This is a genomic window from Acinetobacter sp. ANC_7503 (assembly GCF_056780035.1).
Genome location: NZ_JBWYJA010000011.1, coordinates 1 through 22,263, shown reverse-complemented (window position 1 = coordinate 22,263; position 22,263 = coordinate 1). Strand labels below are relative to the sequence as shown.

22 protein-coding genes are annotated in these 22,263 nt (G+C 38.8%); 12 read left to right on the top strand and 10 right to left on the bottom strand.

Annotated elements, in window-relative coordinates:
* The first annotated feature begins 15 nt into the window (after positions 1 to 15).
* The 4 genes from atpA to AC1M9M_RS11800 all read left to right on the top strand — a co-directional run bounded on the left by atpA (position 16) and on the right by AC1M9M_RS11800 (position 4,386).
* Positions 16 to 1,560: a F0F1 ATP synthase subunit alpha gene (gene atpA / locus AC1M9M_RS11815; RefSeq protein WP_035268197.1), complete on the top strand. Its 1,545-nt coding sequence runs from the start codon at positions 16 to 18 to the stop codon at positions 1,558 to 1,560.
* A gap of 89 nt (positions 1,561 to 1,649) precedes the next feature.
* Positions 1,650 to 2,519, top strand: a complete 870-nt coding sequence (atpG, locus tag AC1M9M_RS11810; RefSeq protein ID WP_035268202.1) for a F0F1 ATP synthase subunit gamma — start codon at positions 1,650 to 1,652, stop codon at positions 2,517 to 2,519.
* 26 nt (positions 2,520 to 2,545) lie between these two features.
* The gene (gene atpD / locus AC1M9M_RS11805) at positions 2,546 to 3,940 is read left to right on the top strand and encodes a F0F1 ATP synthase subunit beta (protein ID WP_035268203.1); all 1,395 of its coding nucleotides are present in this window, start codon (positions 2,546 to 2,548) and stop codon (positions 3,938 to 3,940) included.
* A gap of 26 nt (positions 3,941 to 3,966) precedes the next feature.
* Positions 3,967 to 4,386: a F0F1 ATP synthase subunit epsilon gene (locus AC1M9M_RS11800; protein WP_035268205.1), complete on the top strand. Its 420-nt coding sequence runs from the start codon at positions 3,967 to 3,969 to the stop codon at positions 4,384 to 4,386.
* Positions 4,387 to 4,438: 52 nt separating this feature from the next.
* On the opposite strand, the gene AC1M9M_RS11795 is transcribed toward AC1M9M_RS11800, so the two are convergent.
* Entirely contained in the window at positions 4,439 to 5,071 is a 633-nt protein-coding gene (locus AC1M9M_RS11795) for a hypothetical protein (protein WP_481596424.1), read from the bottom strand.
* A gap of 548 nt (positions 5,072 to 5,619) precedes the next feature.
* Here AC1M9M_RS11795 and AC1M9M_RS11790 point away from each other — a divergent pair.
* On the top strand, positions 5,620 to 6,987 hold the full coding sequence (locus tag AC1M9M_RS11790) for an NAD-dependent succinate-semialdehyde dehydrogenase (protein ID WP_481596423.1): 1,368 nt from the start codon (positions 5,620 to 5,622) through the stop codon (positions 6,985 to 6,987).
* Positions 6,988 to 7,022: 35 nt separating this feature from the next.
* On the opposite strand, the gene AC1M9M_RS11785 is transcribed toward AC1M9M_RS11790, so the two are convergent.
* Positions 7,023 to 7,469: an AAA family ATPase gene (locus AC1M9M_RS11785; RefSeq protein ID WP_481596422.1), complete on the bottom strand. Its 447-nt coding sequence runs from the start codon at positions 7,467 to 7,469 to the stop codon at positions 7,023 to 7,025.
* 93 nt (positions 7,470 to 7,562) lie between these two features.
* Here AC1M9M_RS11785 and AC1M9M_RS11780 point away from each other — a divergent pair, with 93 nt between their 5' ends.
* The gene (locus AC1M9M_RS11780; protein WP_179999932.1) at positions 7,563 to 8,012 is read left to right on the top strand and encodes a hypothetical protein; all 450 of its coding nucleotides are present in this window, start codon (positions 7,563 to 7,565) and stop codon (positions 8,010 to 8,012) included.
* Between the two features lie 6 nt (positions 8,013 to 8,018).
* Here AC1M9M_RS11780 and AC1M9M_RS11775 read toward each other — a convergent pair whose 3' ends face one another.
* The 4 genes from AC1M9M_RS11775 to AC1M9M_RS11760 all read right to left on the bottom strand — a co-directional run bounded on the left by AC1M9M_RS11775 (position 8,019) and on the right by AC1M9M_RS11760 (position 11,081).
* Positions 8,019 to 9,032 (bottom strand): pirin family protein, encoded by a 1,014-nt coding sequence (locus AC1M9M_RS11775; RefSeq protein WP_481596421.1) that lies wholly within the window; start codon positions 9,030 to 9,032, stop codon positions 8,019 to 8,021.
* A gap of 89 nt (positions 9,033 to 9,121) precedes the next feature.
* A complete protein-coding gene (locus AC1M9M_RS11770; protein ID WP_481596420.1) occupies positions 9,122 to 9,706 on the bottom strand; it encodes a hypothetical protein in 585 nt (194 codons plus the stop codon).
* 194 nt (positions 9,707 to 9,900) lie between these two features.
* Positions 9,901 to 10,443, bottom strand: a complete 543-nt coding sequence (locus AC1M9M_RS11765) for a glutathione peroxidase (RefSeq protein WP_481596419.1) — start codon at positions 10,441 to 10,443, stop codon at positions 9,901 to 9,903.
* Between the two features lie 116 nt (positions 10,444 to 10,559).
* Complete coding sequence (locus AC1M9M_RS11760) at positions 10,560 to 11,081, bottom strand: hypothetical protein (protein WP_092767874.1); 522 nt, start codon at positions 11,079 to 11,081, stop codon at positions 10,560 to 10,562.
* A gap of 340 nt (positions 11,082 to 11,421) precedes the next feature.
* Between AC1M9M_RS11760 and AC1M9M_RS11755 the strand changes: the two genes are divergently transcribed.
* Positions 11,422 to 12,330, top strand: coding sequence for a DMT family transporter (locus AC1M9M_RS11755; RefSeq protein ID WP_035268220.1), 909 nt, complete (start codon positions 11,422 to 11,424; stop codon positions 12,328 to 12,330).
* Between the two features lie 385 nt (positions 12,331 to 12,715).
* Here the strand turns inward: AC1M9M_RS11755 and tsaC are convergent, their stop codons facing one another.
* The 3 genes from tsaC to AC1M9M_RS11740 are packed head-to-tail and all read right to left on the bottom strand — an operon-like array spanning position 12,716 to position 15,696.
* Positions 12,716 to 13,285, bottom strand: coding sequence for an L-threonylcarbamoyladenylate synthase type 1 TsaC (tsaC, locus tag AC1M9M_RS11750; RefSeq protein ID WP_481596418.1), 570 nt, complete (start codon positions 13,283 to 13,285; stop codon positions 12,716 to 12,718).
* 48 nt (positions 13,286 to 13,333) lie between these two features.
* Positions 13,334 to 14,530 (bottom strand): DNA-processing protein DprA, encoded by a 1,197-nt coding sequence (gene dprA, locus AC1M9M_RS11745; RefSeq protein ID WP_481596417.1) that lies wholly within the window; start codon positions 14,528 to 14,530, stop codon positions 13,334 to 13,336.
* A 14-nt stretch (positions 14,531 to 14,544) separates the two neighbouring features.
* Entirely contained in the window at positions 14,545 to 15,696 is a 1,152-nt protein-coding gene (locus AC1M9M_RS11740) for a LysM peptidoglycan-binding domain-containing protein (protein WP_481596416.1), read from the bottom strand.
* 122 nt (positions 15,697 to 15,818) lie between these two features.
* Between AC1M9M_RS11740 and def the strand changes: the two genes are divergently transcribed.
* The 4 genes from def (at position 15,819) to AC1M9M_RS11720 (ending at position 20,113) form a co-directional block, all read left to right on the top strand.
* The gene (def, locus tag AC1M9M_RS11735; RefSeq protein ID WP_035268228.1) at positions 15,819 to 16,349 is read left to right on the top strand and encodes a peptide deformylase; all 531 of its coding nucleotides are present in this window, start codon (positions 15,819 to 15,821) and stop codon (positions 16,347 to 16,349) included.
* Positions 16,350 to 16,435: 86 nt separating this feature from the next.
* Entirely contained in the window at positions 16,436 to 16,900 is a 465-nt protein-coding gene (locus tag AC1M9M_RS11730) for a DUF2946 domain-containing protein (RefSeq protein WP_481596415.1), read from the top strand.
* Between the two features lie 69 nt (positions 16,901 to 16,969).
* A complete protein-coding gene (locus tag AC1M9M_RS11725; protein WP_481596414.1) occupies positions 16,970 to 19,015 on the top strand; it encodes a TonB-dependent copper receptor in 2,046 nt (681 codons plus the stop codon).
* A 168-nt stretch (positions 19,016 to 19,183) separates the two neighbouring features.
* The gene (locus tag AC1M9M_RS11720) at positions 19,184 to 20,113 is read left to right on the top strand and encodes a metal-dependent hydrolase (protein ID WP_035268234.1); all 930 of its coding nucleotides are present in this window, start codon (positions 19,184 to 19,186) and stop codon (positions 20,111 to 20,113) included.
* A gap of 41 nt (positions 20,114 to 20,154) precedes the next feature.
* Here the strand turns inward: AC1M9M_RS11720 and AC1M9M_RS11715 are convergent, their stop codons facing one another.
* Positions 20,155 to 21,363 (bottom strand): oxygenase MpaB family protein, encoded by a 1,209-nt coding sequence (locus AC1M9M_RS11715; protein ID WP_481590710.1) that lies wholly within the window; start codon positions 21,361 to 21,363, stop codon positions 20,155 to 20,157.
* An 84-nt stretch (positions 21,364 to 21,447) separates the two neighbouring features.
* On the opposite strand from AC1M9M_RS11715, the gene AC1M9M_RS11710 reads away from it, so the two are divergent.
* Positions 21,448 to 22,050: a TetR/AcrR family transcriptional regulator gene (locus tag AC1M9M_RS11710; protein WP_035268244.1), complete on the top strand. Its 603-nt coding sequence runs from the start codon at positions 21,448 to 21,450 to the stop codon at positions 22,048 to 22,050.
* The last annotated feature ends 213 nt before the right edge of the window (positions 22,051 to 22,263 follow it).

The following is a 22,263-nucleotide window of genomic DNA, read 5'->3' as shown; positions in this document are numbered from 1 at the left end:
TTGAGGTATAGCGCAATGCAACAACTGAATCCATCCGAGATCAGTGCGCTCATTAAACAGCGTATCGGCGATCTGGACACCAGCGCGACCGCTAAGAACGAAGGAACCATTGTTATGGTTTCCGACGGTATTGTGCGTATTCACGGCCTTGCTGATGCAATGTACGGTGAAATGATCGAATTCGACGGCGGCTTATACGGTATGGCACTGAACCTAGAACAGGATTCAGTGGGCGTCGTTGTTTTAGGTAACTACTTAAGCCTTCAAGAAGGTCAAAAAGCTCGTTGTACAGGTCGTGTATTAGAAGTTCCGGTTGGTCCAGAACTTTTAGGCCGTGTAGTAGATGCTTTGGGTAACCCAATTGATGGTAAAGGCCCAATTGATGCAAAATTATCTGATGCAGTTGAAAAAGTTGCACCAGGCGTAATTTGGCGTCAATCGGTAGATGAGCCTGTACAAACTGGTTATAAATCAGTTGATACAATGATTCCAGTTGGTCGTGGCCAACGTGAATTAATCATCGGTGACCGTCAAACTGGTAAAACAGCAATGGCGATCGATGCGATCATCGCACAGAAGAATTCTGGCATTAAATGTATCTACGTTGCAGTTGGTCAAAAACAATCAACTATCGCAAACGTTGTACGTAAGTTAGAAGAAACTGGCGCTATGGCGTATACGACTGTTGTAGCAGCAGCGGCAGCGGATCCAGCAGCAATGCTTTTCCTTGCTCCGTACTCTGGCTGTACAATGGGCGAATACTTCCGTGACCGCGGTGAAGATGCGTTAATCATTTATGATGACTTGTCTAAACAAGCAGTTGCGTATCGTCAAATTTCATTGCTTTTACGCCGTCCACCAGGTCGTGAAGCTTACCCAGGTGACGTATTCTATCTTCATAGTCGTCTACTTGAACGTGCTTCTCGTGTATCTGCTGACTATGTTGAGAAATTCACTAACGGTGAAGTTAAAGGCCAAACTGGTTCATTAACTGCATTACCGATTATTGAAACTCAAGCGGGTGACGTATCTGCATTCGTACCAACGAACGTAATTTCGATTACTGATGGTCAGATCTTCTTAGAAACATCATTATTCAACGCAGGTATTCGTCCTGCTGTGAACGCGGGTATCTCTGTATCTCGTGTTGGTGGTTCTGCTCAAACTAAGATCATCAAAAAATTGTCTGGTGGTATCCGTACTGCTTTAGCACAATATCGTGAATTGGCTGCGTTTGCTCAGTTCGCTTCTGACCTTGATGAAGCAACTCGTAAGCAACTTGAGCATGGTCAACGTGTAACTGAATTAATGAAGCAAAAACAATATGCTCCATATTCAATTGCTGACCAAGCTGTTTCTGTATATGCATCTAACGAAGGCTACATGGCTGACGTAGAAGTGAAGAAAATTGTAGACTTTGATGCTGCATTAATTTCTTACTTCCGTTCTGAACATGCTGCGTTAATGCAACAGATCGATGAAACTGGTGATTGGAACAAAGACATCGAAGCAGCATTCAAAGCTGGTATTGAAAGCTTTAAAGCGACTCAAACTTACTAATTTTCAAACTGTTGAAATTTAGTGTCGGTTTGGTTCACGGAATCAACCTTCGAGGGCTCGAAAGGGCCTTCGAATACTAGGTTAAGCGTATGGCAAATTTAAAAGAAATTCGCGCCAAAGTAGCTAGTATCAAAAGCACGCAGAAAATTACTCGCGCGATGCAGATGGTAGCAGCTTCTAAGATGCGTCGTGCGCAAGAGCGCATGGCTCAGGGCCGTCCGTATGCCGAAAATATGCACCGTGTAATTGCTCATTTAGTACAAGCGAACCCTGAATATAAACATCGTTATATGGTTGAACGCCCAGTTAAGCGCGTTGGCTATATCATCGTGTCATCAGATCGCGGTCTTGCTGGTGGTTTGAACATTAACTTGTTCAAGAAAGTGGTAAAACACGTTCAACAGCAACAAGAGCAGTCAATTGAAGTTCAATTTGCTTTGATTGGTCAAAAAGCGGTTTCGTTTTTTAAAAACTACGGCGGTAAAGTACTTGGTGCAACCACTCAAGTGGGTGACACTCCAAGTCTTGAACAGTTGTCTGGTTCTGTACAAGTCATGTTGGATGCATACGATAAAGGCGAATTAGATCGCATTTATTTGGTGTCTAACGGCTTTGTGAATGCCATGACTCAAAATCAAAAAATCGAACAACTTGTTCCTTTAGCAGCTGCTGAAGATGACAAGACTCTTAACCGCCAATACGGTTGGGATTATATCTATGAACCAGAAGCTGAAGAGCTTTTAAATGGTTTATTGGTTCGTTATATCGAGTCTGTGGTATACCAAGGTGTGATTGAAAACATCGCGTGTGAGCAATCTGCTCGTATGGTTGCAATGAAAGCTGCAACGGATAACGCGGGTGAATTGATCAAGAACCTACAACTTATTTATAACAAGCTGCGTCAAGCCGCGATTACTCAGGAAATTTCTGAGATCGTTGGTGGTGCCGCTGCCGTTTAACATTATTTTGAATTGAGGAGACAGCAATGAGTAGCGGTCGTATCATTCAGATCATCGGCGCGGTTATCGACGTCGAGTTTGAACGCAACAGTGTTCCTAAGATCTATGACGCTCTTCAGGTTGATGGCACTGAAACTACATTAGAAGTTCAGCAACAACTTGGTGACGGCGTTGTACGTACAATTGCGATGGGATCTACAGAAGGTCTTAAGCGTGGTTTGAACGTAACTAACACTAACGCTCCGATCTCTGTACCAGTTGGTCCAGCGACGCTTGGTCGTATCATGGACGTTCTTGGTCGTCCGATCGATGAAGCTGGTCCTGTTGCAACTGAAGAGCGTTTACCGATTCACCGTCAAGCGCCTTCTTATGCAGAACAAGCTGCTTCTACTGACCTTTTAGAAACTGGTATTAAAGTCATTGACTTACTTTGCCCGTTCGCGAAAGGTGGTAAAGTTGGTCTGTTCGGTGGTGCCGGTGTTGGTAAAACTGTAAACATGATGGAGTTGATCAACAACATCGCTAAAGCGCACTCAGGTTTATCTGTATTCGCTGGTGTTGGTGAGCGTACTCGTGAAGGTAACGACTTCTATCACGAGATGAAAGACTCTAACGTTCTTGACAAAGTAGCAATGGTTTACGGTCAGATGAACGAGCCACCAGGTAACCGTTTACGCGTAGCGTTAACTGGTCTTACTATGGCTGAGTATTTCCGTGATCAAAAAGACGAAAACGGTAAAGGCCGTGACGTATTATTGTTCGTAGACAACATCTACCGTTATACACTAGCAGGTACTGAAGTATCAGCACTTCTAGGTCGTATGCCATCTGCAGTAGGTTACCAACCGACACTTGCAGAAGAGATGGGTGTTCTTCAAGAACGTATTACTTCTACTAAGTCTGGTTCGATTACATCTATCCAAGCTGTATACGTACCTGCCGATGACTTAACGGATCCATCTCCAGCGACTACGTTCGCTCACTTGGATGCGACAGTTGTATTGAGCCGTGACATCGCTTCACAAGGTATTTACCCTGCGATCGATCCACTTGACTCTACTTCACGTCAATTAGATCCATTAGTTGTTGGTACTGAGCATTACGAAATCGCTCGTTCAGTTCAAAACGTTCTTCAACGTTATAAAGAATTGAAAGACATTATCGCAATTCTTGGTATGGACGAATTGTCAGAAGAAGACAAACTTACTGTATACCGTGCACGTAAGATTCAACGTTTCTTCTCTCAACCGTTCCACGTAGCAGAAGTGTTTACTGGTGCTCCTGGTAAACTTGTACCGCTTAAAGAAACTATTCGTGGCTTTAAAGGTCTTCTAGCTGGTGAATACGATCACATCCCAGAACAAGCGTTCTATATGGTTGGTGGTATTGACGAAGTTATTGCTAAAGCCGAGAAACTTTAATTAGCTACCTAATTTAGGAGGTTCTCATGGCGACTATGCAATGTGACGTTGTAAGTGTTAAAGAGTCTTTGTACTCAGGCACTGTAACTATGTTAATTGCTAAAGGTGCTGGTGGTGAGTTAGGTATTATGCCTGGCCATGCTCCACTAGTAACTTTACTTCAACCGGGCGCGATTCGCGTTCAGTTGGAGAATGGTACAGAAGAATTAATCTATGTATCTGGTGGTGTTCTTGAAGTTCAACCGCATGTTGTTACGGTTCTTGCAGATACTGCAGTCCGTGCAGAAAACTTAGATGAAGCTGCAATCGTTGAAGCACGTAAAAATGCTGAAACTTTGTTAGCAAATCAAAAGAGCGATTTGGACGCTGCTGCTGCTTTGGCTGCCCTTGCAGAAACAGCTGCACAGTTGGAAACCATCCGCAAAATCAAAAACCGCGCTCAATAAGAGACGGTTTGAGATTGAAAAACCACCCGAAAGGGTGGTTTTTTTTATTGGTTTAATTTTTCCCATATTTGTTTTGATAAATATTTTCGTAGAAAAAAACTAGGTTTTTTGATCTTACATAGTGATTACCTGATCCATAAGTCGCAACTACATATAAAAACCCAAACCTTTCTAATTCAGATAATGAAAAATTACATTCTTCATTTTTAAGATGATAATTTTTATTAGTCTTATTTTTTTCAGTCAATGTGTAAGCTTGATCTAACCCTTTTAATAAAAAAGATGTTAATTGAGGGATGATATGAGCATACCTTAAAAAATTCTCACGATTTATTTCTTTGACATCATATAGAAGAGCTAAGCGAGCAAGCATCTTAGATTGATGGACTAAATATGTTTTATCCAAAGCATTAAGTAACTCACCACCAATTTCTAAATTATTTTGATCTTTGAATATTTTTAATAAACTTCCTGGTTCTAGGTTTTCACCTTCCTTTATAAACTCCAAGATATTCTTTAATTTTTGCTCCTCGTTATAACTTCTAAAAAGTCGGTAAATCGCAATGCCTGATGAAGCTAAAGGGAATGCTTTGAGAATTTCTTGAAAAATAGTATCAGTTGTTTCTAGAACTGTATTATCAAAATAATTTTCCGCTGTTTCAGCTAAAGTTTTTATTTTATCCATGTAATTATTCCTTATTATTAATCTTGATAAATAGAAAACTCCCCATTCTCAACAATCTTTACCTTAAAATCTGATCAAGCCCTTCATCTAAACTTGGCACTTCAAGCTTTTTTATAAATCGTTCGAACATCCATGTCAGGAATATCGGCTTGACCTTCAAAGTAGCTATTACGCTGTTACGTAAAATTTAAATCTGTTCCAAAATAATAAGAAACAACTTCAAAACTGCTTATTAAGAAGCTGAGTTTAAAACAGCACGTTCTACTTTGATTGATATTGTTGATCACCATCTTACTAGTTGAAGTTAAACAGTAGGAGTTATGTACATCTACTTATAACTTTACCAAGCACTACGTAACGATTTGCACCAAACTGTAAACGATGCCCGAGTTGCATAAAAATAATGCTAAGTTGATTGATGTAAACAAAATTTTTGAGCACTTTGAGCTTATCTAAAGTTTGCACAGCTAACGCGCACTTCAATGAATACGTTTAAATCAATACATAGCATTGAACTTTAAATTTTTATTGGCATGAAGGGAAGAATTATGAGTTATCAATCCATTAACCCATTTACCAATACTGTATACAAAGAATATCCATCACACCAACAACAAGATATTGATCGTGCTTTGGATTCAGCCGAATCTATTCTTAAATCGGATTGGGTCAAAAATGTAGATGAGCGCGTAAAAGTTTTACAACGTTTGGCAGAATTATTTAGAGAAAACAAGAGTGAATTAGCCAAGCTCATTACTTTAGATATGGGTAAGCTCATTGAGCAAAGTGAAGGTGAAATAGAATCTTGTGCTCAAATTGCTGAGTACTATGCAAAAAATACCGAACAATTTCTGAAATCAGTCCCCTATAAAACTGATTTAGGTGAAGCTTGGGTGGAACATCATCCATTAGGTATTATCATGGCTGTCGAACCATGGAATTTCCCATTTTATCAATTGGTCCGTGTATTTGCACCAAACTGTGGTATTGGAAATCCTGTATTGGCCAAACATGCAGGTATCGTTCCGCAATGTGCAGAAGCATTTGAAAAACTTGTGTTAGAGGCAGGAGCACCTAAAGGTGTTTGGACCAATCTATTTATCAATACCGATCAAGTCGCAGATATTATTGCAGACAAACGTGTGCGCGGTGTTGCATTAACTGGTTCAGAAGGAGCAGGTAGTGCGGTCGCTGCGCAAGCAGGCAAACACATTAAAAAGTCTACGCTTGAATTGGGTGGGAATGATGTCTTTATTGTGTTAGATGATGCGGACTTAAATAAAGCGATTGAGATTGGTTGTAAAGCGCGTGTAAATAATACAGGGCAGGTGTGTACTGCAGCAAAACGATTTATTTTGCATAAAGACATCGCTGATCAGTTTAGAATGGGTTTGGTTGAAGCATTTAAAGCACTCAAAATTGGCGACCCATTAGACCGTAGTACCACATTGGGACCACTCTCATCGGAAAGTGCGCTTAAAAACTTGATTAAACAAGTGGATAAAGCAGTTCAGCAGGGTGCAACTTTGGTTATCGGTGGCAAAGCAATTGAACATGATGGTTATTTCTATGAGCCGACAATTTTAGAAAATATTAGTCGAGATAATGAAGCTTGGTACGAAGAATTCTTTGGGCCAGTTGCTCAGATTTATGTTGCGGAAAATGAGGATGAGATCGTTGAAATCGCCAATGACTCTAATTATGGTCTTGGAGGTGTCATTCACTCTCAAGACATAGAGCGTGCAAAAAAATTAGCTTCGAGAATTGAAACAGGAATGGTGTGGATCAATTGGTTAACGGATACTGCTCCAGAATTACCATTTGGTGGCGTAAAGAATTCTGGTTATGGTCATGAACTCGCAGATTTAGGTTTTCAGGAATTTGTACAAAAAAAATTAGTGGTGGTGAAACAATAAAGTCTTTGAAATAAAGTGATCTTCGGGTCGCTTTATTATTTGGAGTCTAATATTAAATGGTGGTATTCACCTGCGCCTTTTATCTTAATATGATGTATTTCATCAAACCCCTCTTGAAAATCAGGTACTTCTAACTTCTTATATGTTGCTCGAACACCGACTTCAGGAATATTGGCTTTACCGCTTCGTTGACCATTGCGTTCTAGCGTACTTTTCAAATCTGTTTCAAAGTAATATGAAATCACTTCAAAGCCTGCTGATTTAGCACGTTGAATATAACGAGCACGGTCTGCTTTGGTTGGGTTTGTATTGTCGATCACCGTTTTGGTTTTAGAGGCTAGACATGCTTCAAAGATCATGTTTTCCCGATGGCGAGTTTTTAGCATGTCTAAGTTAATTCTTAAATGTGAATGCGCCAAATGTAAAAGATAGTAGCTTGATTTGCCTGAAGCTTGAACTCCAGTGAAGATGATCAGTTGCATGGTTCAATTACATTAAAAGTATAAAGCTGAATTAAATCACGGCTTAGACTTTGCTACAATTCAGGTATAAGTCTAATAAATCCAAATAAAATAATGTATCGTCAAAGTCTAATTATCGCGCTAAGCATATTTATCTTCAGTCAGCTCACCGCATGTCAAAATTATTATTTAAGTCAGCCCAATGAACCTACTGAAGCGGCCTTGGTTGCCAACTCGTATAAAAATGGTTTAAGTGCTGAAATCGAGTTGGATTATCTCAGCGTATTTCAAAATCTGAGACAAGCATATCGGCGATGTATCGGTTTCACACGTGATGATGACCTAGTCTTTACTGAAAACAAGCTTGAAGAGCATATTGAAATGGCAACCCTATTTGCTCGAACAGAACGTGGTGAATACGTTCATAAGGCAACTGTAGAAAAGCTATCACCTACGTTGACAAGATTTACCTTGTATTTGCCTCAACGTTATCCTTTTCCCAATGCACGTTTTGAACAGGATATTAAACGAGCATTGGGCAAAGATGAATACTGTAATATTTAAACCTTGTTAAGCCCCATCTGAACTCATTTGTTCAGGATATTCCTTGCGTTTACCACCTTCATAGCTTGCAAAACGGGGTGTTTCACGTGAAAACGTTGGAGCATCACTTGGCCAAGGCCAGTCACCAAAATGGGTCTCACGATATCGTTTGAATGCAACATCAAGTTCTTCTTTGCTGTTCAATACAAAAGGCCCTCGCATTGCAACTGGTGCACCAATAGGTTCACCTTCTAACCATAAGATTCTCGCTTCTTGATCACCTGCTTCAATTTGAATTTCGGTGTCAGCTTGAAGCTCTACAAGATGTTTGAATTGAATGGTTGAATCAGCAATATTTAAAGTTGAACCCTGATAGAAGTAAGCAAATCGAGTGGAGGTCGCGGTGGTAGCTGGAATTTCAAGATGTGCGCCAGCTTCTAAAGTAATTAAGTATATATTCACTTTATTTTCTGCTGCAGCTGCCCAAGAATGTGGTGGGCGACTTAATGCATTTTGATTTTGATATTGTCCTGAAATAACTCGTACATCAATGCTGCGAGACTGGTGATCAGTCGCTTTCACATGTGGAATTTGTTCACGCCAAAACATTTTATAATCAGCAGGTTGTTTTTTTTGTTCTGGAGATGAGTTAAACCAAATTTGAAATAATTCAAAAGGATTCTCTCGATCCTGATGAATTAACGGGAACATTTCACAGTGTTCAACACCATTTCCCGTACTTAGCCATTGCACATCGCCTGCAGCATATCGTCCACCATTACCCAAGGAATCAAAATGATCGACATAACCTTGTTCCACTAAAGTAATGGTTTCAAAACCTGTGTGTGGATGTTCGGGAAAGCCGGGAACAACACTACCATAATACATATTGAATTCTTGATTGATTGCAGGATGAACTGGTCCCATTTCAGCATTCCCGGCAGGGTAGTGATCAATATGATGAGCAGTAAAGATGAAAGGATCTTTTAAATCTAAACGAAAAGTAATAGGAGTTATATTATAGATGGGTGAGGTAGACATGCCGACTCCATGATATTTGAATTATTTAAGATCCAAATTAAAGAGAAATCCCTCACTCCACCATGTCTATTTTGTGAGAATAATGTATATCAATCCTCGGCTTGATTATTTTTTGTAGATGATCCGGATTGAGTCAAAAGCATACTGGCTAATTTCACCATTTCACCTTGGATATTACCCATTTGCTTTTCTAAAGCTGCAAAATCGATGTTGTTTAAATTCACTTGGCCGTTTAGTAATGGTGAAGCTAATACATTTTCATTTGCCGTTAAAATATTAGAACGAATCTGGGCAATTTCTTCGCTTTTTAGGTCAAGTCCTGTCAATGCCTCATTAAATCCTAGTAATTGAGATTTCAAACTTTGCACTGACTGATCTAGCTTTTGTGGATCTTTATTATTTACAGCTTCTTCTAAATCAGATTGTAGCTGTTGAATTTGCTCAATATATCCACCGGCTTTCAGTTGTACATCTGCCACATCACGTACAATATAAAACATATTGCCTGACTTTAAGTCAGCTGGATCAGTGACTTGGACAGGAGAAGATTCTTCAGCATTAGCTGCTGTTGATTCCTTTTCTTGATCGGGTTGTGGTTGCGGCTGACAACCTAACATCACGACACCGAAGCCAAATAATGCAAAAGGGGTAACAATGCTTTGAAATACTTTCATTAATAAAACCAAATCGTTAATCACTTCATTCCAAGATACGATACAAATATGAGTTAAATCTGAATATTTGCAAAGCAATAACAAAAATTTTGATGTGAAAGAGTAACTTATGATTTTGACAGATTAATGAAGATATTTATTGAATTGAATAAGAAATAATCAAGTGACAAGATCGTCACTTGATCTTGATGAGATTATTTCGCCAGTTCAGCATTAATTACATCAACAATACGCGCATCATCTGCAGTGATGTCTGGTGCAAAACGAGCAACGACTTCCCCTGTTTTTGAAACTAAGAATTTCTCAAAATTCCATAATACTTCAGGGGGATTATTAGGCGTTAAACCATAATCAACCAGATCTTTCCACCAAGGCCCCTCACCAATACGCTCTGGAATGGCGTTTGTTAAAGTTTCATATAGCGGATGTTTATTCTCCCCAACCACTGGAACTTTCGCAAAAAGAGGGAAGTCCACTTGATAATTTACTGAACAAAATTGTTCAATCTCTTCATTGCTTCCTGGTTCTTGTTCAAGAAAGTCATTGGAAGGAAAACCAAGAATTTCGAATCCTTGTTGTTTTTTTTCACTATAGAGTTTTTGCAGACCTTCGTACTGAGGTGTAAGGCCACATTTAGACGCTACATTCACGATCAATAATACTTTGCCTTCGTATTGTGATAAATCAACAGGCTGCCCCTGAATTGTATTTACTGGAATGTTATAAACTGAAGCCATTTCAATGTCCTAATCATAAAGTACTTAAAATATGTAGATTGAAAATACCATGGCATATAGATCTCACCAAGGTGTCTACAGTGAAAAAAAACAGGCCTGACGGCCTGCTTTATGAGTTAAGATTTTGTCCCGACTTGGTTTTTAAGATTCTGCATGTCCTGTAACAAGCTTTGTTGTAACTCAACAGCTTTCTTTTGTAGTTCAGTGATTTCATTCATATCAGGCTTTTCTTTAACACCTGCTTCTGCGAGGTCCAATCCAAGCTCATTCGATTCTTTCATTTTATCTCGAAGAGATGCGCCTTCAGTACTTTTGAGCGCAAGTTTGTCGAGATCATCATTAAATTGATCCACATAGTTATCCATCTTCTCAACCACTGCGTCTAATTCAGCTTTATTATTGTTTTGCGCAGCTTGTGTCACTTCGTTTTGAAATGCCAAAGCCTCTTGAGCTTTTGTATTTGAAATTTGATCCAGTAAATCTAAGTCATGTTGAATATCTGCATTTACATTGGTACTTAATGTATTGCTTTGAACTGTTTCAGCGGCAGTAGGTGAGGATTGATCGTTAGACTTTTTATCACAAGCGGTTAGAAAAACAGCTGTAGTGCATAGTGATGCAATGAGAAGTTTTTTCATAATTTATCCTTTTTATATGCTCGGTTCAATGCACTCACATTCACGATGAAGCACATTAAAAAATATTCAGTTAACCCGTTGATGGGAAATTCAAGCATTTACGATCTCATAGCTCACACACAGCTTCTAGTGTTGTTTTGTAGAGGAATCCCTGTAAAAAAGTGAAAAGTGTTTTAAAATAGAACAGCACTCTACTTAATTTTTTAAGTAAAAATCTCAGACTTAGATGGCTGTTCTGCAGTCATTAACAATGAAGGGGGAGTGTGTTTCATGGAATGAAAAAGTCTAAAAATTGATGAAAACTTGATCTTAACGATTAAATAAAAATTAGGATGAAAATATGACATTTGAAAAAAAGCATTTGCTCTGGGCTTTATCATTGCCAGTCATTGCTGTATTGATTTGGTCGTTGAATATAGCCATTACACGATATGTTGCAGAGTATATTTCACCTGTCAGTATTAGTTTTTATCGTTGGATTATTGCTTTTTTGATTTTAACACCCTTTATCCTGCCTAAAGTCATCAAACAGCGTACTTTGGTACGACAAAATATAGTGAAATTAGCAGTGCTGAGTGCATTTGGGATGGTGCTTTATCAGGGGTTAGCTTACACCGCAGCACATTACACGACTGCAACCAATATGGGCATAATTAATGCCTTTATTCCAATTTTCACCATTTTTGTTTCACTGATGATTTTAAAAGAGTTCCCAACTCGATTTGCAGTGGTGGGTAGTATTTTATCATTTATCGGGCTGATTTATGTCATCGGTCAGGGGCGTCTAGATACACTGATGCATCTGGGTGGGCATTGGGGCGACATGATTATGATCGTCGCGGTATTCTTCTATGCTTTTTATGGTGTATTTCTCAAAAAGTGGCAACTCGAGCTCCCTTTAATGATTAGTCTTTATATTCAGATTGGTTTTGCAGTGTTGTACCACTTACCATTCGTTGCCGTATTGGGGCTCGATGCAATTGATCTGGATAACGGCTTGAGTGTGTTATATGCGGGAATTTTCCCTTCGATTATTGCGCCGTTAGTATGGATGTTGGCTGTTCAACATTTAGGCCCAAATCGTACCAGCATCTTTATGAACTTAATGCCAATCTTTACCGCTATTATTGCTTATGTCTGGTTAAAAGAAGCATGGACGATTTATCACAGTTTAGGCGGAATCGTGATTTTGATAGGTATTGCTTTAGCACAGAAAAAAACTTCATTCATAAAGGCTAAAAGTGTTTAAAAAACAGACAATCGATTTATTTTTTTATTATACTTAAAATCTATAAAAGCTTATTGATCTAAATTAACTATCATTAGGCTTTTTAAAAAGTAAAATTAATAATTAAAAATAGGTACTTAATTATATCAATTGAACTAATAATTAATGTTTATAAGAAAAATGATGATTTGAAACTCTAAGTCTTAGTAATTGTGTAATATTTTTTTTTGTAGCATAATATGCGTACTGCAGAGAAAGCGATAATACACTCTTTTTCTGTACAGATGAATTTCTGAACCCTCTGGATGTGATTAGCACATCCTTTTATATGCTCAGTCAATACCTTTATGACTGAGCTTTTTTTTGTCTTAAATAATAAGTTTTAAGTCTCAGCATATCATGCTTTTTAAGCACGAATGACATCACCTGTTTCTGCATCTAATATTCGGCTAGGTTCTTGGCTCAGGCCTAAATCTCCATTTAAATAATTTAATTCAGCACCAAAGTACTGATTGACTTCTTGCAATGAGCGAGCGGGGTCTAAACCAGCAGGATTTGCACTGGTTGAAACAATGAACCCATCAAATGCGTTACACAGTGCGATGCAAAGAGGATGGTTGGTGACTCGGATAGCAACCTTAGGATGTTTGCCTCGAATCCAAAGTGGTATTTGCTCATCAGCTGGGAGAAGCCATGTGGTGGCGCGATCTTGATAAGATGTTTGTGACCAACTTTCAATTACCGCATCACGGCGGTCTTGAGGAAGCTTTGATAATAAATGTTCAACCTGACTGACTTGACCAGCCAGTAAGATCACGCCTTTTTTGATAGGGCGTTGTTTTAATCTTAAAATTTCTTTAAAAGCATTTTCATTAAAAGGGTCGCAACCTAAGCCCCATACTGCTTCTGTAGGATAAGCCAAAACGTGACCTTGTTTTAGACATTGAGCAGCCTCAGCAACTGAGGTTGTTAACATAAGCGTTCACCATTCTCTTGATTGAAAAGACTATTGTGAACCTTAATTTTAATTACGGCAACGTAGGTATAACCCAGATTGTTGAATACAGCGTCCTAAAAGTTCTAACTCCATCAAGTGGCTGGTGAGTGTCGCGGTGTCTAAATCAAGGGTTGCTGCAATTTGATCGAGATCGCGACCAACCCAATCTAATTGTTGAAATACAGCTAACAAATGTATAGGAATCGAATGTTCATCATCCTCATGCTTACTTAACTTTGGATGGTCTACTGAATGAACTATTTCGTCATTTTGGAACTCATTAGGATTGTTTTTTCGTGACAGAGATGCTTGTTGATGTTGCCATTGAGTCGGCAGGGCTAAATCTTCAATGATCTGATCAGGATGATCAACTAAGATGGCACCTTCACGAATCAACTGATGGCAACCTTGATGAAATTCACTATAAATATGACCTGGAATTGCAAAGGTCGTTTTACCTTGATTTGCAGCAGCTTGGGCCGTAATTAATGAACCACTGCCCAATTGAGCTTCCGCTACCAATATTCCTAAACTTAAGCCACTTACGATTCTATTTCTGCGTGGAAAATTATGCTGAAGCGGTTTTGTACCGGGTAAAAACTCAGAAATGATGGTCCCGTTCTGCTTCAAGATTTGATCATGTAATGGGCGATTTTGTGATGGGTAAATTAAATCTAATCCTGTACCGATAACGGCGATTGTTCTGCCATGTTGCAAAGCACCCTGATGGGCTGCTTCATCAACCCCTTGTGCTAATCCACTCGTGATATAAAAACCTTGATCACTCAGATAATACGCAAAATCATATGCGACTTGTTTGCCATGTGGACTTGGTTTACGGCTTCCAACAATGGCAATTTGTGCTTCAGATAAATGTTGTGCTTTACCTTTCCCAAATAAAATTGGGGGGCGGTCATGATAGGGCATCAATTGCTGAGGGTAGTCTGGATCTTGCTCAGTGAGTATAAAATCAGAATGTTGATGAATTTGATACAGAATTCGCTCAAATTCTTGTTGCTGTTGATCAGAGAAAAATTGAGATGCACGCTCGATATGGTTTTTATGTAAGTTGAGCTGATGCCATTGATTTAGATGATTTTTCTGTACAGCATCTTGAGCTGAACCAAAATGCTGAACAAGTTTTTGATAAGCACTGAGTGAATGTTGAACGAGGTACCAGAGCTTAATATAAGCCAACTGATGGTCGTTAATCTCGTTCAACATATCCGCACCTAATTTTAATTTTCAACCATTGGTGATGGTTCTAATACAGCACCTACTTTAATTGGAAGTGCGCTGTCTAGCACGTAAGCGTAACTTAATTGATCGAAAGTTTTAAAAATCATTAAGTTGCCCACACGCTGATTAGGCAGTTGAATATTTTCTTTGGTCTTCGGGTCTTTAACCACTTCGCCTTGTTGGAAAATACTTAACACGTGACCATTTTTTGCACCGTGAACGTTTCCTCGGTTAATTGTGACAACACTATGTTGAGCTGCTGTACCAATAGAACCCATAACACGAATCACTTGACCGCCTGGCTGAATATCCGTTGTTGCCGTTGGATAGAAGAGGCTTGGTAATTCATTTTGAAATTTAGGTAAAACGTAATCACCACGACGAACTTCAGCATTAAAACTTTGTTTAAGCTCTAAGGTTGAAATTTCATTTTCGTTGGCAACAGCGACTGCTGTAGCCACTTCAATCAGTTCAAGTGCACCTGTGTACTTTTTCCCTTTTTCATCTAAGAAAACATACGGTTCAGCTTCACGATAAACACCGTAGCTTTGTCCAGGATTAATCCCTTGACCACGTGCATATACTGTTTGGCCTTCCCCTGCAACGATACGACGATCTGCTGAACCGAGAATATAAGGTGTGCTTTGCAAAGCATCAGGCGCAACGATAATACTTCTTTCTAGCCAAGGTTGAATATCATCCAAGGGAATAATTGGAATGGTATTCCCTAAGCTTTCAACACGTACTTGAGGTTTTAGATTGATAGCACCAAGATGACGACGAATAACGCCTTCACAACCATCACCTTCATCTTTACCAATCAGTGGACGCCCATCTAATGTACAGAGTAGTAAGCGATCACCCGGGTAGATCCAGTGTGGATTTTTGACATGTTTATTGGATGCCCAAATTTCTTTCCAACGCCAAGGTGAGCGCAAAAATTTACCTGAAATGTCCCACAAAGTGTCGCCTTTTTTGACCACATAAACGTGAGGAGCACCGGCCTTAATTGATGGTGGGCTTACATTTGGACTGGCTTGTGTCATTTGCGCGGTAAACAAGCCCGCACTAATGCAAATTGCAAGTGAAAGGCAGTGTTTCTTTAACCCCAGAGCATGTGAAAAAGCCATGCCATTGAAAACCTTTTTCATTATCATAATTCCTAAAATTATGTATCTATTTGCGCTATAATACGCATATTACACGTATTATTTGATGAAGCATTAACTTCATTTAATTTTTAAGATCAATGGCATAGCCGGTGAGGAGCAGCATGGCCTTATTACCAATTTTAAGTTTTCCTGATCCCCGTTTGCGTACTATTGCCAAACCTGTAGAGGAAGTGACGGATGAAATTCGTCAACTTGCTGCAGACATGTTTGAAACCATGTATGAAGCACCAGGTATTGGTCTAGCTGCAACCCAAGTTGATCATCATATTCAGCTTATCGTCATGGACTTGTCTGAAGATAAAAATCAGCCGATGGTTTTTATTAATCCTAAAGTCACCCCATTAACTGAAGATACCCAACCTTATGAAGAGGGTTGTCTATCAGTTCCACAAATATACGATAAAGTTGAGCGTCCGTCACGCGTCAAAATTGACGCAATTAATTTAGAAGGGCAAGCTTTTGAATTAGAAGCTGATGGTCTTTTGGCAGTATGTATCCAGCACGAAATGGATCATCTGAACGGGAAATTATTTGTTGATTATCTATCTCCTTTAAAACGCCAAAGAGCGCGTGAAAAGGTAGAAAAAGTCGTTCGTCAGCGTCAAAAAGAAAAAGTTGCTGTAAAGCGTTAATTTTCTAAGAACTTTAAATATATTGATAAAGCCCAATTTCGATTGGGCTTTGTTATAATTGCTCAAATTTTATTTGGAATGACAATTTGTTCCGCAATGGGTTGCTGCTGAGTTTCGCAGCAGTATTATTACAGATCGCTGTTTTTCTTCAGCCTTTGCTTCCAGCGCAATATCAAATTGCGCCGGTCTGCGAAACGATCACCCGTGCCTTATTCGAACAGCCTAATCATTCTAGTATTACAACGCTCGCTCATCATGCTCATCATGCTCATCATGGTTCCACTTCACATGCGTTACATGAACATCATGAGTCTAAGCGCTATGTTGAATCCTCGCATAGTGGGCACGATCATCATGACCCAAACCATCAATGCCAATACTGTACTGTATTTGGTAATTTGATTTTGCCACCTGAGCTGAATGTTAAAGAAGTTTTTGTACGTTTGAATATACGTTTGATCGCATTCCAAAAAGCGTTCAAACATATTTATTTCGACTTACAGCGTTTATTCCTTTTACCTCAAGGTCGGGCACCACCACTCTTTTCTTAAATATTGTCTTTATTTTAGGGTCTTGAATGACTCTAGCATTGTCATATTTAAATTTTGAGTGAATGTATCATGGCTCAGCCAAAATTCTATTTACAGCCACTAGCGGCTGCGATTTATATTGCCTTTATTTCGCAAACTTCATTTGCTGAAGTCCAATCTACAACTTTAAATCCAACACCTGATACACGCACGACGAACTTAGCGCCAATTGTTGCTACAGCTCTACAAGGTAATGATGCTAATGGCTTGATTGTACGGGCAAACCCGAAGCAACCCATTCAGCCTATTCCTGCGTCGGATGGCGCAGATTACTTACAAAGTATTGTAGGGTTTAGCAGCGTAAATAGTGGTGCAGGTACGAACGGTGATGTGACCTTTCGTGGAATGTTTGGATCACGAATCAAAATTCTAACAGATGGAACTGAAAATTTAGGCGCATGTCCGAGTCGTATGGATTCACCGACTTCGTATATCTCACCTGAGAGCTATGATCGAATCTCGGTGATTAAAGGTCCCCAAACTGTCCAGTACGCCAACACAGGTTCAGCAGCAACAGTGATTTTCGAGCGACGCCCAGAACAATTGAATGATGAAAAAAATTATCGAGGTCAGGCAAGTGTATTAATGGGCTCTTTTGGGCGTTTAGACCAAAATATTGAGGCAGCGGTAGGAGATGAACAAAAATATATTCGAATCAATAGCAACCGATCAGTCTCAAATAGTTATCGAGATGGTAATGGGGCGACCGTACCATCAGATTGGAAACGATGGAATGCAGATTTATCATTGGGCTGGACACCTAATGCAGATACATGGATCGAGTTAACTGGCGGTAAGGCTGATGGTGAGGCTGTATATGCTGGGCGAGATATGGATGGTTCTAAATTTGCCCGCGAGAGCTTGGGATTAAGATTTGAGAAAAAGAATCTCTCAGAGGTATTTAAAAAAGTTGAGGCGCAAGTCAATTACAACTTTAATGATCATGTGATGGATAATTTTAGTTTGCGTGATGTTGATGGCGCGGATCGCGCTATGAATGTGACACGTCGTACTTTGAATGCACGTTTAGCCACAACGATGGAGTGGGATAAAGCAATATTCATTACGGGTGTTGATACTCAGAATAATCAACATGCTGGTGGAATGTATCATTCAAGCATGCCAATGATGAATACTCCACTGACAGAGGATATGAAGTTTCAATCTTATGGCGGGTTCACTGAATTATCATATCCATTGAATGATCATAATAAGTTGGTCACAGGTGTTCGGGTTGATCAAGTTAGGATTAAAAACTTAAAAATGGTTCAAGAACGTCAGGAAACATTACCAAGTGGTTTTATACGGTTTGAAAATCAGCATCCAGAGCATGATGCTAAAACCTATATTGGTCTAGGCTATGTAGAGCGCGTACCAGATTATTGGGAGTTGTTTAAGACAGATTATCAAGGCAATGCTGTTGCTACCTTCAAGGATTTAGAAACAGAAAAAACTTTACAGTTGGATGTTGGATACCAACATAATCACGGGGCATTCAGTTCATGGGCATCAGCTTATGCGGGTTTGATTAATGATTTCATATTATTGAATTATGACCCAGCAAAAATGACTGGTCATGGTAAAAATGCTGCTGATTCTAGAAATGTCGATGCGACAATCGCAGGGGCAGAAGCTGGAATAGGTTATCAATTTACCGATGCTGTTCAGGCAGATCTTAGTGCGATGTATGCTTGGGGAAAAAACACAACTGATCATCAACCTTTACCTCAAATATCTCCGCTGGAAGCACGTGTAAATTTAAGATATGTGCAAGAGCGCTTTAACTTAGGTTTATTGTGGCGTGTGGTAGATGGGCAGGATCGTGTCAGTATTAATCAAGGTAATATTGTAGGTAAGGATTTTAAAACGAGTTCAGGTTTCTCGACGCTGTCTTTAAATGGCACTTATCAAATTCATCAAGGTGTCGATTTGAGTATTGGAATTGATAATGTTCTGGATAAAGTCTATACGGAACACTTAAATAAAGCAGGTAGTGCTGGATTTGGTTTTGCACAGAATGAGCAATTTAATAATATAGGACGTAATTATTGGGCGCGTGTGAGTATGAAGTTCTAGTCATATTCAGTTTATTTGACGTATTAAGCCTAACACCCATTTAGATCGCCGTCTGAATGGGTGTTTTCTTTAAAATTGTCAGACATAAAATATGAATGTCCTTAAATGATATTGTGATGAGTTTATCATTATTTTAAAAATAATAAAAAAGATGTAATGGATAATAAAATGACAACAATGAGTCAAGTTCATCAACTACATGGTCGTAAAGTAAAATTTGATTTCAATCATATTCCAAAGCATTGGATTGAAAATGACCCTGTTTCCACCCATATGTTGAATACAGCACATATGATTTTACCTGCGGGTGAGTTTTGGTTTTGCCGTGTATTCAATAAAGCTTTGCCGTTTGTCAAAGACGAACAATTAAAAGCAGACGTGAAAGGTTTTATTCAGCAAGAAGCGATTCATGGTCGTACTCATCAACATGCACAAGTTTATTTTGATCAACATGGACTAGATGTAAAGCCGTTCATTCAACGCATGCATTATCTTTTTGAAATCCTTTTAGGAGAAAATCCAGTAGGTATCAAAATGATGAAAAAAGTGGTTGGTGAAAAACGTTGGTTAATCTTCCGACTGGGTGTGATTGCAGCCATTGAGCACTATACTGGTGTGGCAGGGCAGTGGAGCTTGGACAATACTTCATTGGATAAAGCCGATCCAATCATGGCTGATCTGTTCCGTTGGCATCTTGCTGAAGAAGTTGAACATCGTACGGTTGCGTATGATTTGTTTAAACATATGTTTGAATCAGAGTTTAATTTCCAAATTTCAAAAAATGCTTTGATGACCTTTATCTTCCCTATTATGGCAGCGGTTTGGGTTGAAGGCGGCAAAACAATTTTGAAACAAGATAAAGATGCAGGTAAGTTTAGACATATGGGTACTTTAAGACTCATTATGCAAATGGAAAAAATTAGTCGTAAGACCGATCATATTCCTACCTTCAGTCATTTAACTTTAGCTACTATCCGTTGGTTTAGTCCAAAGTTTCATCCAGTGCAAGAAGGTAATACTCAACAAGCTTTGGATTATCTAGCACGTTCTCCATCAGCACTTCGAGCTGAGCAAGAGGCAACATTAAGAATGTCTTAAAAATATACATGAAAAAACCGAGCCTTAGCTCGGTTTTTTATTTATTGATGCATACTTGCCAGCTGTTTTCCTGCATTTTGATATAAATCGAGAGCTTGTTCTTGTTGTGATCGCCCTTTACGCTGTAAATAAAGATCAAGCTTTGGTATTTTTTTTGCGCCAGCATAAATCACAGTATTTTTAGTCAGTAGATACAGTGGATACCACGGCAGTATTCGAGGCTTAAGCCCTAAATTTTTCATTTTTTTACGGCCCATAAAGATTTGGGTAACATCTAAGTGATTCTGGTAGGCTTTCTTCTGCATGAAACGTTTAAAATGTTTATATTCGCGTTCAAATGGTTCTTTGGATAGGCTTACTGCAAGCTGACGACTACTTTCATCCACTTGAGGATGAGCATAATTCATCCATTGCAATAATTTCCAGCCTTCAGACTCTTTATCAATCAGCCAGTGTTCGTCAACACCCATTAACCAGCCTGTATATTTCCAAAAATGCATAATCGCATCGACTTCACTTTTAGTTGGAAAAATACCGATTGCTCGAATACCTAAAAGCATTACACCGCTGAAAGCAATATTTGTCATTGCCTGATCATATTGGTTAATCGGCATTCCCCAAATATCCCAGTCCCAATCTTTAGATTTTTTTAGATGGTAGCGAACTAAAGAATGGATGAAACGCACAAAAATTGTTGAAGTAAAGCCATCATTAAAGCGTTGAAATCCGTTCGGCTTAGTAACATCTAGCCACCATTTATGCGTTTCTGCTAAGCGCTTGCCTGCATATTTGCTTAGAGCACCTGTTAAAATTAAAGGTTGATTAAAGCCAGGGTATTGATAGCCAGTCATTAGCGCGAGATCACGCATAATAAAAGTGACATTCGAGCCTAAACGATGTGTGAATTGAATTGCACGATCAATTTTTTCTTGATCGAACCAAACAGGCTGTTGTTCCACGAGATCAAAGAATGCTTTGATTTCAGGGACTGGTTTGGGAAGAGCATCTAAGCCTTGATATAAGGCTGTTTCAAAAAGCTTTCGATTTTCGCGTGGATTGGTCATCACCCAATCCATTAAGCGATCCATCGGCACATCACCCGTATGTAAACTTTCATTTAACTCTAAATATTCAGCATAAGTTGGAATGAAGTTTTGATCGGTCATTTTGTGTAGAAGCTTGGACAATAGATCGCTACGCTTCATTCGCTCATATGAAGCCATACGTTTTGGAATGCTAAAATTTGACATGGTGTAATTAATCTGGTTATTGTTTGATCAAAGATTAATATGAATATTTATTCGCATTCAATTCGCATTATTAGAATGGCAGCTATGAGAAAAAGACCACAACAACAAAGAGCAAAGCTGGTAGTCGATAGTATTTTGGAAGCGACTCTGATATGCATTTCTGAAATGGGCCTAGATCAAGTCACTACGCCAAAAATATCTGAAAAATCAGGGGTGAGCGTAGGCTCTATCTATCAATATTTCGAAAATAAAGATCAGATAATTTTAGAATTGTTACGCCGTAAGAGTGAAAACTTAGGTTTGTCACTTAAAGCGCTGGCGATGAATCAAGAAGAAATGGATTTAAAAACCTTAGTCGATGTTAGTCTTCAATTCGGATTTGATGTAATGAGAGAAGATAATGGTTTCTTCTTTGAAGTCCTCAAGCATTGGCATGGCTATAACAATTCAGAAGCAGCAAAGGTTTTAGAAAAGCATTTTTTTGAAGTTGGTTTATATGTATTTAATCGTTTTTATCGTCATTGGGACTTTGAAACACTCAAGCATAAATCTTTTGTGATTATTAATAGTACCTTGTTCACAATGATGAGGTTTGTAAGCAATAATGATTTTCTTATTTCAGAACAACAGCTTAAGCGGGAATTAAGTGCAATGATTTTGTCTTATTTAGACAGTGACAAGAGTTAAAGGTTTATACAAATAAAAATTGTATATAAAAAACATATAGTTAATGTGTCATTGGTTTATTAACTATACAAACAAATAGAAAAGATTGAAAAAGTAGTTGCGTAAGAAAATAAATAGCCTATAATGCACATCCATCGGCGGTGATGTTGATTAAAACTTGTTGAAAAACAAGGATTTAGCTGAATAGGTTGGATCTAAGTTTTGAGAATGAGT

Coding starts and splice junctions, on each gene's coding strand:
- AC1M9M_RS11740 (WP_481596416.1), bottom strand. CDS start 15,696: ATGAAAAAGGTTTTCAATGGCATGGCTTTTTCACATGCTCTGGGGTTA.
- atpG (WP_035268202.1), top strand. CDS start 1,650: ATGGCAAATTTAAAAGAAATTCGCGCCAAAGTAGCTAGTATCAAAAGC.
- atpD (WP_035268203.1), top strand. CDS start 2,546: ATGAGTAGCGGTCGTATCATTCAGATCATCGGCGCGGTTATCGACGTC.
- AC1M9M_RS11760 (WP_092767874.1), bottom strand. CDS start 11,081: ATGAAAAAACTTCTCATTGCATCACTATGCACTACAGCTGTTTTTCTA.
- AC1M9M_RS11755 (WP_035268220.1), top strand. CDS start 11,422: ATGACATTTGAAAAAAAGCATTTGCTCTGGGCTTTATCATTGCCAGTC.
- AC1M9M_RS11770 (WP_481596420.1), bottom strand. CDS start 9,706: ATGAAAGTATTTCAAAGCATTGTTACCCCTTTTGCATTATTTGGCTTC.
- AC1M9M_RS11800 (WP_035268205.1), top strand. CDS start 3,967: ATGGCGACTATGCAATGTGACGTTGTAAGTGTTAAAGAGTCTTTGTAC.
- atpA (WP_035268197.1), top strand. CDS start 16: ATGCAACAACTGAATCCATCCGAGATCAGTGCGCTCATTAAACAGCGT.
- AC1M9M_RS11790 (WP_481596423.1), top strand. CDS start 5,620: ATGAGTTATCAATCCATTAACCCATTTACCAATACTGTATACAAAGAA.
- def (WP_035268228.1), top strand. CDS start 15,819: ATGGCCTTATTACCAATTTTAAGTTTTCCTGATCCCCGTTTGCGTACT.
- AC1M9M_RS11795 (WP_481596424.1), bottom strand. CDS start 5,071: ATGGATAAAATAAAAACTTTAGCTGAAACAGCGGAAAATTATTTTGAT.
- AC1M9M_RS11765 (WP_481596419.1), bottom strand. CDS start 10,443: ATGGCTTCAGTTTATAACATTCCAGTAAATACAATTCAGGGGCAGCCT.
- AC1M9M_RS11780 (WP_179999932.1), top strand. CDS start 7,563: ATGTATCGTCAAAGTCTAATTATCGCGCTAAGCATATTTATCTTCAGT.
- tsaC (WP_481596418.1), bottom strand. CDS start 13,285: ATGTTAACAACCTCAGTTGCTGAGGCTGCTCAATGTCTAAAACAAGGT.
- AC1M9M_RS11725 (WP_481596414.1), top strand. CDS start 16,970: ATGGCTCAGCCAAAATTCTATTTACAGCCACTAGCGGCTGCGATTTAT.
- AC1M9M_RS11710 (WP_035268244.1), top strand. CDS start 21,448: ATGAGAAAAAGACCACAACAACAAAGAGCAAAGCTGGTAGTCGATAGT.
- AC1M9M_RS11785 (WP_481596422.1), bottom strand. CDS start 7,469: ATGCAACTGATCATCTTCACTGGAGTTCAAGCTTCAGGCAAATCAAGC.
- AC1M9M_RS11775 (WP_481596421.1), bottom strand. CDS start 9,032: ATGTCTACCTCACCCATCTATAATATAACTCCTATTACTTTTCGTTTA.
- dprA (WP_481596417.1), bottom strand. CDS start 14,530: ATGTTGAACGAGATTAACGACCATCAGTTGGCTTATATTAAGCTCTGG.
- AC1M9M_RS11715 (WP_481590710.1), bottom strand. CDS start 21,363: ATGTCAAATTTTAGCATTCCAAAACGTATGGCTTCATATGAGCGAATG.
- AC1M9M_RS11720 (WP_035268234.1), top strand. CDS start 19,184: ATGACAACAATGAGTCAAGTTCATCAACTACATGGTCGTAAAGTAAAA.